We start from the raw sequence: 12,451 nt of genomic DNA on the forward strand, positions 1-12,451 counted from the left end.
TGGGGGGAGGATGGCGGGATGGGACGGGCAACTGATCGCAGGGGCGTACTCCGGATCGACCTGGACGCGGCGAGCGCCGGCCGCGGGTCGGTCCGCCGGCCGGACACCCTCGCCGTGGAAGAGCCGCTGGAGATCCGGGTCGGCGCGGCCGGCCCCGGCCGACGGCGGCCGCTCGCCGTCACCATGCGTACCCCCGGCGACGACCTGGACCTGGCCATCGGGTTCCTGCTGACGGAGGGGCTGATCCGGTCGACCGACGACGTGCTGACCGCGCAGCTCTGCGCCGGCGCGGAGACACCGAACACGTACAACGTGGTGGACGTGGTGCTCGCCCCCGGAGTGCCGGAACCGACCACCGACCCGTCCCGGAACTTCTACACGACCAGCTCCTGCGGGGTCTGCGGCAAGGCCAGCATCGACGCGGTACGCACCCGGTCGCTCTTCCCGGTCTCGGCGGACCCTCTCAGCGTGCCGGCCACGCTGCTCGCCGACCTGCCCGACCGGTTGCGCGCCGCCCAGCGCGGCTTCGACCGGACCGGCGGGCTGCACGCGGCCGGCTTGTTCACCCCCGACGGCGAACTGGTGGTGCTGCGCGAGGACGTGGGCCGACACAACGCCGTGGACAAGGTGATCGGCTGGGCGGTGCGGGAGCGCCGGCTGCCGCTCGCCGGGCACCTGCTGCTGGTCTCCGGGCGGGCCAGCTTCGAGCTGACCCAGAAGGCGTGGATGGCCGGGCTGCCGCTGCTGGCCGCGGTGTCCGCCCCGAGCACCCTCGCCGCCGAGTTGGCCGAGGAGGCGGGCATGACACTTGTTGGCTTCCTGCGCGGCAACACGATGAACGTCTACGCCCGCCCCGAACGGATCACAGTCTGATCACCAACTGGTCGAGCAGGTCCAGCCGGATCACGGCGTCGCGGGCCAGCAGGAAGCCCGCGATGCCGAGGATCCAGCCGAGCATGCCGCCGGAGTGGCGCGCGATCCAGGCGTTGAGCCGGCCCAGCACCGGCTCGACCAACCTCGGCCACGCCATTCGCGCTCCGAGCAGCAGCACCGCCGGCAACACCATGACCACGCAGTAGGCAGCGAGCAGACCCACCATCTGCGCCGCACCGACCTCGGAGGTGGTCAGCAGGCCGACCGCGCCGAGGTACGGCAGCATCGTCGCCACCTCCGCGAGCGCGGCGAGGAGCGCCAGCCCCACCAGCCAGCGCACCGAGGAGTCGCCAGCTGTGACGCGGTCCCGCCACCGCAGCACACCGCCGCCGCGTGGGCGTCGTTTGCCGTCGTACCGGAAGCTGAGCGCGAACAGCCCGACCCCGAGAACGAGCTGCGCCCAGAGCACCGGCCGGTTGTCCATCGCCCCGCCGAGGACGTCGGCCAACTGGCTGCCACCCAGGGCGAGCAGCAGCCCCACGGCGAAGTAGAAGACGGCGATGGTGCCGAGGTAGACGAGGATCCGCCGCGCGTTGATCGTCCCGGGTGCGAGCAGCAGCCAGACCGGGATGAAGAGGGTGCCGATGCTGGTGCTGTCGATCAACGCCAGCCCGGCCAGCGACAGCAGCAACTCGGGGGTCATGTCGTACCGACACGGTTAACGGCCACGAGATCATTCTCCGGCGGTGGTGAGCCGGCCGCGTCGGCCGTGGACAGGAGCAACGCGTACATCCTTCGACGGAGGGCGGTGCCGAGGGAAGCGGCCAGGGCCCGCCCTGCGCATGATCGACTCGGGTTCGCGTCGCAGCCTTGTCGCTCGTCAGGCCAGCTGGAGGATGCTCCAGTTGGTCGGGAGCACCTTCGCCGCGGCCTCGGGTCGCGCCGTCGCGTAGTGCGCCTCGTGGGTGAGTGCCGCACGGGCGGCATGGCCGAGCGAGATGTCACCGTCCCCGGCGCGGGCCAACGTGCCGGTGTCTCGCACGTCCTCGGCGTCGAGAGGCAGCAGGCGGATCATCGGGGCGGTCATCATCAGGGCCAGCAGCGCGGCATCGATCTCGTCGGTCGCGTTTGCGAAGGCGACAGCCAGGCACGTCGCCGGTACGGCCACCTGCCGACCCTCGTCGGCGACCTCCAGCATCAGCTCCCCCACCGATGGGTTGCCCTCGAGGTAGGCCGTCAACGCCGACGCGTCGAAGACGGCAGCGATCTGATCGCTCATCCCGCGCGGCCCAACATCCGGCGTCCTTCGGCCAGGGCGTCCGCCGGAATGGGCGTCGCCAGCCGCTCCCGCCACCGCGCCCGGCCCGCCTCGGTCACCTCGATGCCGGCACGCCGCAGCACCTCGTCGAGGTGCATGACCTCCATCTGGGCCCGTACCGCCGCGGTGATGGCGGCCGAGACGTTGGGCTGCCGATCCAGCCACTCCGCGACGTCGTCGGGGAGGCTCACGGAGCGCTTGACGGTCATGTCCGCCAGCCTATCAATTCTGGTAGCACCCGCGGTATTACCGCGCGTGTGATCGGACCGGTCAGCGGCGGCCACGTCGGCTCCGTCTGCGGGGACGGATGACCCCGGGCATCCCGACCGACGGCCAGCCGTCCAGCTCGGCCGGGGGCACGCCGCGCCGGATCAGGTCGTCCAGCAGCAGGGCGAGCGAGTAGCCGGGGTGCAGACCGAGCGTGCGTTCGAGCGCGACCGCCGCCAGCGCACCCTGCCCGGCCCTCCACGCGGCGAACGCCAGCAACGCACCGGGCGCGGCGGTCAGCTCCGGCTCGGCCCGGCGCAGCACGTCGGTCCACAGGGCGATGTCCCGATCGCGACCGTCGGTGCGTTCCCAGGCGTGGTCGCGCACCGGCAGGTGGGTCAGCAGCAGGCACAGCCAGGCGACCTCCGCATCGTCGAGCCGTTCACCGCGCCGCTGCCGGCGTTGCGCCTCGCGAACCGCCGTCACCCCGGCGGAGCGCACCGCTCGACCGCCGAGCAGATCGCTGGCGGGCGCGCCCTCGATCAGGTCGACGAGCCGTTTCTCGGCCCCGACGGCGGCCGCGCGCAACGCGTCCCGGGCCGGACCTTCGACCGGCGACACCTGCGCCACGAGGGCGGCCCGGTCCGGGAGAGCCACCTGGCCGGCGAAGACCGCCGACGCCGTCACCTGGTTGATCTCCGGGTCGTAGCGCCGACCCTCGGGTGGGCAGCACTCGGCCTCGGTGCAGAGGTAGGACCACCACCGGCCGTCGGTCACCCGCAGCGCGTCGAGCACCTCCAGGCCGACACCGGTCAGCGCGGCGCGTACGGCATCCACGCTCGGGGTGACCCGGTCGGGCGGGCCGTAACCCACGACTGTGGCAGCCTCCGCGCCCTGCCGGTGGATCACCCCGGCCAGGTGTCGGGCCCGGTCGAGGGGATCCGTGGACGGCTCGGGCAGGTCGGCGCGGGCGGCGAAGATGATCTGCCGGCCGCGCAGCGCCACCGCGACCACGCTGTCGGCGGGGTGGAAACCCAGCAGGTACGGCACGGCGGCGATCAGGTCGGCGGGTGAGCGGACGGCCAACTGGGGGCGTTCGGTCGAGGTCATGTCGGAAGCCTGCGGCGGGGGCACCGGGCCCGGCCACCCCTGTGGACGACACGCGGCTTATCCACAGTTACGCAGCGTGTTTTCCCTGCTCATGCCACACCGACGAGTGCCGAAAGAGCGCCGATGTCGTCGGGCGACACCTGGCTGTCGTAAGGAGCGGTTACCGTGCGCTGATGGACCTGGCGTACCTGCGCGCGCATCCGGCGCACCTCCCGACCTTCCGGACCCATCAGCGGCTCCGGGAGACGCCGGTCGCCGGTGGAGACATCTGCGCCGCCGCCCGGCTCACCCTCGACGACGGCCACTCCGTCTTCGCCAAGTCCTGGCCGGAGAACGCCGACCGACCGGTGCCGGAGGGCTTCTTCGCCGCCGAGGCCGCCGGCCTGCGCTGGCTGCGGGAGGCGGGCGCGGTCGCCGTACCCGAGGTGATCGTGGTGTTGCCGGAGCTGCTGGCGCTCGACTGGGTGGAGCCCGGCGAGCCGACGCCGGAGGCCGCGGAGCGCTTCGGCCGGGAGTTGGCCGGGTTGCACCGGGCGGGCGCGACCACCTTCGGTGCGGCCTGGCCCGGTTTCATCGGCGCGCTTCCCCAGGACAACACCCCCACCGAGGGGCGCTGGTCGACCTGGTTCGTCGAGCGGCGCCTCGCCCCCTACCTGCGACGCTCGGTCGACGGCGGTGCGCTCAGCGGGGCCGACGCCGATCTGGTCGAGCAGGTGATCGGTCGCCTCGACGGGCTCGGCGGCGACGAGCCGCCCGCGCGCATCCACGGCGACCTGTGGCCGGGCAACGTGCTGTGGGGGGCCGACGACCGGGCCTGGCTGGTCGACCCGGCGGCGCACGGTGGGCACCGGGAAACGGATCTCGCCCAGCTCGCCCTCTTCGGCGGCATCCCCCACCTGGGTCGGGTGCTGGCCGCCTACCAGGAGAGTTGGCCGCTGTCGGACGGTTGGCGGGACCGCGTGCCGCTACATCAGCTGCATCTGCTGCTTGTGCACACCGCGCTCTTCGGCGCCAGTTACCGAGATGCGGTCGTCCGGACCGCCCGCGCCGTCCTGGGCCGGGCCGAGCGCGCTACGGTCGACAGGTGAGCGCCGCCCCGGGGTCCGACGGCGTCCTCGTCGACCGGTACGGCCGCGTCGCCCGGGACCTGCGCGTGTCCCTCACCGACAAGTGCAACCTGCGCTGCACCTACTGCATGCCGGCGGAAGGGCTGCCCTGGCTGGCCGGCCCCGAGCTGCTGACCGACGAGGAGATCGTCCGGCTGGTCCGGGTGGCGGTCGAGCTGCTCGGCGTGACCGAGGTGCGGTTCACCGGCGGTGAGCCGCTGATCCGACCCGGGCTGGTCGACATCGTGACGGCCGTCGCCGCCCTCCAGCCCCGCCCCCGGGTCTCGCTGACCACCAACGGCATCGGCCTGGACCGGCTGGCCCCGGCGTTGCGCGCGGCCGGCCTGGACCGGGTGAACGTCTCACTGGACACCCTGGACCCGGACCGGTTCACCACGCTCACCCGCCGTCCCCGCCTCGACGCGGTGCTGGCCGGGCTGGCCGGGGCGGCGGCAGTCGGCCTCAGCCCCGTGAAGATCAACTCAGTGCTGATGCGAGGTGTGAACGAGGACGAGGCGCCAGCGCTGCTCCGCTTCGCCCTCGATCACGACTACCAGCTGCGGATCATCGAGCAGATGCCGCTGGACGCCCAACACGGTTGGGCCCGCGACACCATGGTCACCGCCGAGGAGATCCTGGCGTCCCTGCGTACCGCCTTCGATCTCAGCCCCGACCCGGCCGAGCGCGGTGCGGCACCGGCGGAGACCTGGCTGGTCGACGGAGGTCCCGCCCGGGTCGGTGTGATCGCCAGCGTCACCCGCCCCTTCTGCGGGGACTGCGACCGCACCCGGCTGACCGCCGACGGTCAGGTCCGCGCCTGCCTCTTCGCCACCGAGGAGTCGGATCTGCGCGCCGCGCTGCGGGCCGGCGCGGACGACGACGAGCTGGCCCGACGCTGGCGTACCGCGATGTGGGGCAAGCGCGCCGGGCACGGCATCGACGACCCGACCTTCCTCCAACCGACCCGACCGATGTCCGCGATCGGGGGCTGAGCATGCCGGGGACACCGCTGACCGTCCGCTACTTCGCTGGCGCCCGCGCCGCCGCCGGCCGCGCCGAGGAGGCCGTCCCCGGTGGGCGGTCACTCGACGACCTCACGGCCGAGCTGTCCCAGCGCCACGGCGACCGTCTCGCCGGGGTGCTGCGGGTGGCGAGTTTCCTCGTGAACGGCGTCACCTGTCATGATCGTCAGGCACCCCTACCGGCCGGGGCCACGATCGATGTCCTGCCCCCGTTCGCGGGCGGCTGAGGGAGGCGCGCACACATGATGGCGGTTCTGGGGTTCGTGGCTGTCCTGGCGCTGGTCACCGGTCTCATCCACCTCTACCTGTGGAAGCGGCTGGTTCGGGACACCACCACACCGGGTCGCTGGCGACGGGTCGGCGCGATCACCGCCGTGGTGCTGGCCGTGCTGGTGCCGGTCACCCTCGCCGGGACGCAGGCCGGGCTCTACTGGCTCGCCTGGCCGGGCTACCTGTGGCTCGCGCTGATGTTCTACCTGCTTGTCGTGCTTGTCGTGCTGGAAGTGCCGATGCTCGTCGCCCGGCTGGTGCTGCGCCGCCGGGTGGTTGCCGCGGAGCCGACCACCGCCGCGCCCGAACCGGTACTGGTCGGTGCCGCCGGGCCGACCGACCCGCCGGCCGCCGGCGCTGTCGCGGCACCGGACCACGACCCGTCCCGTCGGTTGCTGCTGGCCCGTGGGGCGGCCATCTTCGCCGGCCTCACCGCCACCGGCATCACGGGGTACGGCGTCCGCACCGCCCTCGGCCCGCCGCAGCTGGACCGGGTGCGGATCCCGCTCGCCAAGCTCCCCCGCAGCATGGACGGTCTGCGCATCGCCACCGTCTCCGACATCCACCTCGGCCCGCTGCGCGGCCGGGCACACACCGAGCGGATCGTCGCCGCGATCAACCGGCTCGACGCGGACATCGTCGCCGTCGTCGGTGACCTGGTGGACGGCTCCGTCGCCGAACTCGGCTCGGCCGCCGCGCCGCTGCGCGACCTGCGCTCCCGCTACGGCAGCTTCTTCGTCACCGGCAACCATGAGTACTACTCCGGCGTCGAGGAGTGGGTCCAGGAGGTCGACCGGCTCGGTCTGCGGGTGCTGCAGAACCGGCGGCAGGAGATCCAGGCCCGGGGTGGGGTGCTCGACCTGGCTGGCGTGAACGACCTCAGCGGGGCGGGCACCGGCCTCGCGGCCGGTCCGGACTTCGCCGCCGCCCTCGGTGACCGCGACCCGAGCCGGCCCGTCGTCCTGCTCGCGCACCAGCCTGTGGCGGCCAAGGAGGCGGCCCGCTACGGCGTCGACCTGCAACTGTCCGGGCACACCCACGGCGGGCAGATGGTGCCGTTCAACCTGGCCGTCCGGCTGGAGCAGCCGGTGGTCAGCGGGCTCGGTGAGGTGGACGGCACCAAGGTCTACGTGACCAACGGCGCCGGTTTCTGGGGTCCGCCGGTCCGGGTCGGCGCGGAGCCGCAAATCAGTCTGGTCGAGCTGCGCTCGGCATAGCGGAAGTCACGTCCGCGCGTGGCGGCGGGTGGCCGGCGCGGCGGGCGTGACAGGATGCGGCGTGCCCCCGTTCAGCGCCGTACCCCCCGGTGGCCTACCGCCATTCGTCGCGGACCTGCACATCCACTCGAAGTACTCGCGCGCGTGCAGCCGTGATCTCACCACGCCGAACCTCGCGTGGTGGGCCCGGCGTAAGGGCATTGGCCTGCTCGGCACCGGCGACTTCACCCACCCCGCCTGGTACGACCACCTGCGGGAGACGCTGCGCCCGGCCGAGCCGGGGCTCTACCGACTCGACCCGGAAGCGGAACGGGACATCGCCCGCCGACTGCCACCCCGACTCGCCTCGACGGCGGAGGCGGACCCGGTCCGGTTCATGCTGAGCGTGGAGATCTCCACCATCTACAAGCGGGACGACCGGACCCGCAAGGTGCACCACCTGATCTACCTGCCGGATCTGGACGCGGTGGCCCGGTTCAACACCGCCCTCGGCCGGATCGGCAACCTCGGCTCCGACGGCCGGCCGATCCTCGGACTGGACTCCCGCGACCTGCTGGAGATCACGCTTGAGGCCAGCCCCGACGGTTACCTGGTGCCCGCGCACATCTGGACGCCGTGGTTCTCCGCGTTGGGCTCGAAGTCCGGCTTCGACGCGATCGCGGACTGCTACGCCGACCTGGCCGAACACATCTTCGCCGTGGAGACCGGGCTCTCCTCCGACCCCGCGATGAACTGGCGCGTCGGCAGCCTGGACGGCTACCAGTTGGTGTCCAACTCGGACGCGCACTCGCCACCGGCTCTCGGCCGGGAGGCGACAGTGCTGACCGCGGAACGGGACTACTTCGCCGTTCGGGAGGCGCTGCGTACCGGTGACGGCCTGGCCGGCACTGTCGAGTTCTTCCCGGAGGAGGGCAAGTACCACGCGGACGGGCACCGGCTGTGTGGGGTGAACTGGTCTCCGGAGCGCACCCGGACCGCCGGCGGCCGCTGCCCCGAGTGCGGCAAACCGCTCACCGTGGGTGTCCTCAGCCGGGTCGAGGAGCTGGCCGACCGTCCGGCCGGGCACCGGCCGGCACACGCCCGGGACGTCACTCACCTGGTGCCGCTGGCCGAGATCCTCGGCGAGATCAACAAGGTGGGTGCCCGGTCGAAGAAGGTCGAGGGGCGGTTCAACGAGTTGCTCGCCGCACTCGGCCCCGAGCTGGAGATCCTGACCACGACGCCGTTGGCCGACATCGAGCAGGCCGGCGGTGAACTGCTCGCGGAGGGCATCGGGCGGCTGCGGCGCGGCGACGTCCGGCGGGTGCCCGGCTACGACGGCGAGTACGGCGTGATCACGCTCTTCGACCCGGCCGAGCTGGGCGCGCAGGAGACCCTGTTCGACGTACCGGTGCCGGCGCAGCGACGGCCCACGGAGCCGGCGCCCCGGGTCGCGGCAAAGCGCCCGGCGGCGGCGAAGTCGGAGCCGAAGCGGAAGCCGGCCCCGACGCCCGCGCCGCCGATCGCGTCGCCGCCGTCTCCGCACGAACCGTTCGAGCCGATGCTCGCCGGCATGGAGGAGGTCGGTACCGGCCTGCTGGACCGGCTGGACGCCATGCAGCGGGTGGCCGCGTCGGCACCTGGTGGCCCGCTGCTCATCGTGGCCGGTCCGGGCACCGGCAAGACCAGGACACTGACCCACCGGATCGCGTACCTCTGCGCGGAGCTGAACGTCTTCCCCGAGCACTGCCTCGCGATCACGTTCACCCGCCGGGCCGCCGAGGAGTTGCGGCACCGCCTCGACGGCCTGCTCGGCCCGGTCGCCGAGGACGTCACAGTGGGCACGTTCCACGCGCTGGGGCTGCTGATCCTGCGGGAGAACACCGCCGCTGCGGGCCTGCCGGCCGACTTCCGGATCGCCGACGACGCCGAGCGGGCGGCGGCCCGCACCGAGGCCGGCGACGACAGCGCCACCTACACGTCCCTGCTGCGTAAGCAGGACCTGGTGGACCTGGACGAGCTGGTGACCCTGCCGGTGGAGTTGCTGCGGGCCGACCGGAAGCTGGTCGAGCGGTACCGGGACCGCTGGCGGTGGATCTTCGTCGACGAGTACCAGGACGTCGACGAGGTGCAGTACGAGCTGCTGCGGCTGCTCAGCCCCACCGACGGCAACCTCTGCGCGATCGGCGACCCGGACCAGGCGATCTACTCGTTCCGGGGTGCCGACGTCGGCTACTTCCTGCGCTTCTCCGAGGACTTCACCGACGCCCGACTGGTGCGGCTCAACCGCAACTACCGCTCGTCGGCGCCGATCCTGGCCGCCGCGGTGCAGGCCATCGCGCCGTCCTCGCTGGTGCGGGGTCGACGACTGGACCCGGCCCGGCTCGACCCGGAGGCCCCGCTGGTCGGGCGCTACCCGGCGGCGTCCGTGGTCGAGGAGGCCGACTTCGTGGTGCGTACCGTCGACGACCTGGTCGGCGGGCTGTCGCACCGCTCGCTGGACTCGGGTCGCATCGACGGCCGGTCCACCTCGCTGTCGTTCTCCGACATCGCCGTGCTGTACCGCACCGACGCGCAGGCCGCCCCGATCGTGGACGCCCTGACCCGGGCCAACATCCCCGTGCAGAAGCGTTCCCACGACCGGCTGCGGGATCGGCCCGGGGTTGCCGCCATCGCCCGGGAGCTCCGGCACGCCGACGGTCTGGCCGGCTCGCTGGCCGCCCGGGCGCGGCTGGCCGGTCAGGTGGTCGCGGAGCGGTTCGCCGTGCCCACCCTGGACGGCGCGGGCAGCACCGTCCGCCCCGAGGACGTCCGCTCGGCGGTGGACCTGCTGACCCCGTTGGCCCGGCGCTGCGGCGACGACCTGGAGACCTTCCTGTCGCAGTTGGCGACCGGCGCGGAGGTGGACGCGCTGGACCCGCGCGCCGAGGCGGTCACGCTGCTCACCCTGCACGCCGCGAAGGGCCTGGAGTTCCCGGTGGTCTTCCTGGTCGGCGTCGAGGACGGGCTGCTGCCGCTGCGCTGGCCGGGCTCGACACCGGACGACGACGCCGTCGCCGAGGAGCGCCGGCTCTTCTTCGTCGGCCTGACCCGGGCCCAGGACCGGCTGTACGTCAGTCACGCGGCCCGCCGCATCCGCCACGGCGCGGAGCGCGACTGCGCCCCCTCGCCGTTCCTCTCCAGCATCGACCCGGGCCTCTTCGAACGCTTCGGCGAAGAAGAACCCCGCCGCCCAAAGGACCGCCAACTCCGCCTGATCTAACCCCCGCCCCCTCCTCCCCCCAGACCCCGCCCCATAGCTGCGCCGATCTTGCGCTTTCTGTTGCCCTTCTGCGTGGAGATGCACCTTGTGCCGGCACCGAAACCGCAAGATCGACGAGGGCTTGCGGCGCGGGGCTTGCGGCGCGGGGCTTGCGGCGCGGGGTGGGGGTCAGGTGAGGAGAGCGGCGAGCCAGGCGCCGGTCAGCAGGGCTGGGCCGAGGGGTAGCGCGGTGTCCCGGTGCACCTTTCGGGCGGCCAGCAGGCCGAGGACCAGGACGCCCTGCAGGACGTGCGGCAGCAGAATCCCGGCCAGCAGGGCGTCCCGCCCCAGCCAGCCGAGCGGCAGGCCGAGGACGGTGGCGAGTTTCACGTCGCCGAAACCCAGTCGGGACCCGGGCAGCACTGCCAGCAGCACGTGCGCCGTCCCCGCGACCGCCGCGCCGCCCAGCACGCCGAGCAGCCGGCCGGGAGCGTCGGACAGCACCGCCGCAACTGTCAGACCCCCGAGGGCCAGCAACCCGGCAATGAGGACCAGCGGGTCGGGCAGCCGCAGGCAGGCCAGGTCGACCCGCGCGAGCACCAGACCGACCGCCCCGACCGCGAGGAAGACCGGTAACGCCGGGTCGTCGGCAGCCGCGCCGGCAAGGCCGACGAAGACGCTGGCCGCCACCATCGGCGCGACCCAGGGCCGCCGGAACGGCTGCGGCGGTGCAAACGCCCACGACCCGGCGTCCGCCGTGGCGAAGCGCCGCGACATCAGGGGTACGACGAGGCCGACCAATGTGCCGAGCAGAGCGATCGACACCAGCGCGGCGGCCGACATGGCCCGGACGTTACCGACGCTCGCGCACCGGCGTGACCCCCGATCGTGATCCCGTGCCGGACCGACGCGGCCGTTCGGTGACCACCACCACCGCGACCCCGGCCACGATGACGGCACCGCCGAGCAGCACCTGCGGGGTGACCGGCTCGGCCACCAGCAGCGCGCCGAGCACCACCGCGACCGCCGGGTTCACGTAGGCGTACGTCGACACCAGCGAGATCGGCGCGTTGTGCAGCAGCCAGACGTACGCGGTGAAGGCCACCAGTGAACCAGCCACCATGAGGTAGCCCAGCGCCAACCAGGACCGGGTGCTGACCGCCGCCGGGTGGAAGCCGGCCAGTTCGCCCCGACCGGCGGCGACGACCGCCAGCACCAGCGAGCCAGCCACCATCTCGTACACGGTGGCCACGAAGGGGTCGGCGGGCATCCGGATCCGTCCGGACAGGAACGACCCGACCGACCAGGAGGCGGTCGCCGCCACCACAGTCAACGCCCCGACCAGCGGCACCGCGCCCGAACCACCGCCGGGCAGCACCAACAGGATCAGGCCGACGAAGCCCACAGTGACCCCGGCGAACGTCCAGAGCGGCGGCCGGTCCCCGGTGGCCGAGCGCAACAGCACCACCAGCAGCGGCACCGTGGCCACCAGCAGCGCGGCGATCCCGGACGGCACCGCGACGCCGGGCGGCCCCGATTCGGCGAGCACCACCAGGCCGTTGCCACCGGCGAGCAGGAGCACCCCGACCAACGCGACGGAGCCGAGTTGCCGTCGGTCCACCCGCAGCGCGCCGGGGCCCCGGCGCAACCGCAGCACCACCGCCAGGATCAGGCCGGCCACCGCGAACCGGAGGGCGGCCGACAGCAGCGGGGGCAGCGTCTCCACGGTGATCCGGATGGCCAGATAGGTCGACCCCCAGAGCAGGTAGACCACGATCAACGCGGTCCAGATCAGTGCCGGTGTGGTGCTGACGCGACGGCCGGCGAGGGCCGTGGCGCTCGGTGGAGGTGAGCTCATCAGTGGACCACGCTACGGTGACCTCGGAGTCCGCGTCGCGCTTTGGTGGCCGGCCTCTCACCACTCGTGCAGGAGGGCGGCATGACGAACTACGGACAACCGGGAGGCGGCCACCCGGGGCCGTGGCGTGGCCAGCGACCCGATGAGACACCAGGTCATCCGGTGCAGCGGCAGTACCCGCCCAGGCCCGAGTCGTACCCACCGACGCCCGAGTCCTACCCGCCGGCGGTCTCGTCGTATCCGCCCGGCC

Annotated in this window: 12 protein-coding genes; 6 read left to right on the top strand and 6 right to left on the bottom strand. The window is 73.0% G+C overall.

Going from position 1 to position 12,451, the window contains the following annotated elements; genetic code table 11:
- Positions 1-18: 18 nt before the first annotated feature.
- Positions 19-873, top strand: a complete 855-nt coding sequence (fdhD, locus tag IF22_RS0113300; protein ID WP_030331743.1) for a formate dehydrogenase accessory sulfurtransferase FdhD — start codon at positions 19-21, stop codon at positions 871-873.
- Here the strand turns inward: fdhD and IF22_RS0113305 are convergent.
- The 4 genes from IF22_RS0113305 to IF22_RS0113320 all read right to left on the bottom strand — a co-directional run bounded on the left by IF22_RS0113305 (position 863) and on the right by IF22_RS0113320 (position 3,508).
- Positions 863-1,576 (bottom strand): GAP family protein, encoded by a 714-nt coding sequence (locus tag IF22_RS0113305; protein WP_030331745.1) that lies wholly within the window; start codon positions 1,574-1,576, stop codon positions 863-865. The genes fdhD and IF22_RS0113305 overlap by 11 nt on opposite strands.
- A 177-nt stretch (positions 1,577-1,753) precedes the next feature.
- Positions 1,754-2,152, bottom strand: coding sequence for a hypothetical protein (locus tag IF22_RS0113310; protein ID WP_030331747.1), 399 nt, complete (start codon positions 2,150-2,152; stop codon positions 1,754-1,756).
- On the bottom strand, positions 2,149-2,400 hold the full coding sequence (locus IF22_RS0113315) for a hypothetical protein (protein ID WP_030331749.1): 252 nt from the start codon (positions 2,398-2,400) through the stop codon (positions 2,149-2,151). The genes IF22_RS0113310 and IF22_RS0113315 overlap by 4 nt, the downstream gene beginning before the upstream one ends.
- Positions 2,401-2,461: 61 nt before the next feature.
- Complete coding sequence (locus tag IF22_RS0113320) at positions 2,462-3,508, bottom strand: DUF4192 domain-containing protein (RefSeq protein WP_030331751.1); 1,047 nt, start codon at positions 3,506-3,508, stop codon at positions 2,462-2,464.
- Positions 3,509-3,681: 173 nt separating this feature from the next.
- Between IF22_RS0113320 and IF22_RS0113325 the strand changes: the two genes are divergently transcribed.
- The 5 genes from IF22_RS0113325 to IF22_RS0113345 all read left to right on the top strand — a co-directional run bounded on the left by IF22_RS0113325 (position 3,682) and on the right by IF22_RS0113345 (position 10,364).
- Positions 3,682-4,596 (top strand): fructosamine kinase family protein, encoded by a 915-nt coding sequence (locus IF22_RS0113325; RefSeq protein ID WP_030331753.1) that lies wholly within the window; start codon positions 3,682-3,684, stop codon positions 4,594-4,596.
- A complete protein-coding gene (moaA, locus tag IF22_RS0113330; RefSeq protein WP_030331756.1) occupies positions 4,593-5,606 on the top strand; it encodes a GTP 3',8-cyclase MoaA in 1,014 nt (337 codons plus the stop codon). Before IF22_RS0113325 ends, moaA begins: the two co-directional genes overlap by 4 nt.
- Before the next feature lie 2 nt (positions 5,607-5,608).
- Positions 5,609-5,863, top strand: coding sequence for a MoaD/ThiS family protein (locus IF22_RS0113335; RefSeq protein ID WP_030331758.1), 255 nt, complete (start codon positions 5,609-5,611; stop codon positions 5,861-5,863).
- 15 nt (positions 5,864-5,878) lie between these two features.
- Positions 5,879-7,123 carry a metallophosphoesterase gene (locus IF22_RS0113340; protein WP_030331760.1) on the top strand — a complete coding sequence of 415 codons (1,245 nt, stop codon included), beginning with the start codon at positions 5,879-5,881 and terminating at the stop codon, positions 7,121-7,123.
- Positions 7,124-7,184: 61 nt separating this feature from the next.
- Positions 7,185-10,364, top strand: a complete 3,180-nt coding sequence (locus IF22_RS0113345; RefSeq protein WP_030331761.1) for a UvrD-helicase domain-containing protein — start codon at positions 7,185-7,187, stop codon at positions 10,362-10,364.
- A gap of 168 nt (positions 10,365-10,532) precedes the next feature.
- On the opposite strand, the gene IF22_RS0113350 is transcribed toward IF22_RS0113345, so the two are convergent.
- Both IF22_RS0113350 and IF22_RS0113355 read right to left on the bottom strand, forming a co-directional pair.
- On the bottom strand, positions 10,533-11,186 hold the full coding sequence (locus IF22_RS0113350) for an A24 family peptidase (RefSeq protein ID WP_051708446.1): 654 nt from the start codon (positions 11,184-11,186) through the stop codon (positions 10,533-10,535).
- A 10-nt stretch (positions 11,187-11,196) separates the two neighbouring features.
- Positions 11,197-12,201: an EamA family transporter gene (locus IF22_RS0113355; RefSeq protein WP_030331765.1), complete on the bottom strand. Its 1,005-nt coding sequence runs from the start codon at positions 12,199-12,201 to the stop codon at positions 11,197-11,199.
- Positions 12,202-12,451: the final 250 nt, after the last annotated feature.

The sequence above is a fragment of the Micromonospora parva genome (assembly GCF_000718515.1).
GTDB classification, from domain to species: Bacteria; Actinomycetota; Actinomycetes; order Mycobacteriales; family Micromonosporaceae; genus Micromonospora; species Micromonospora parva.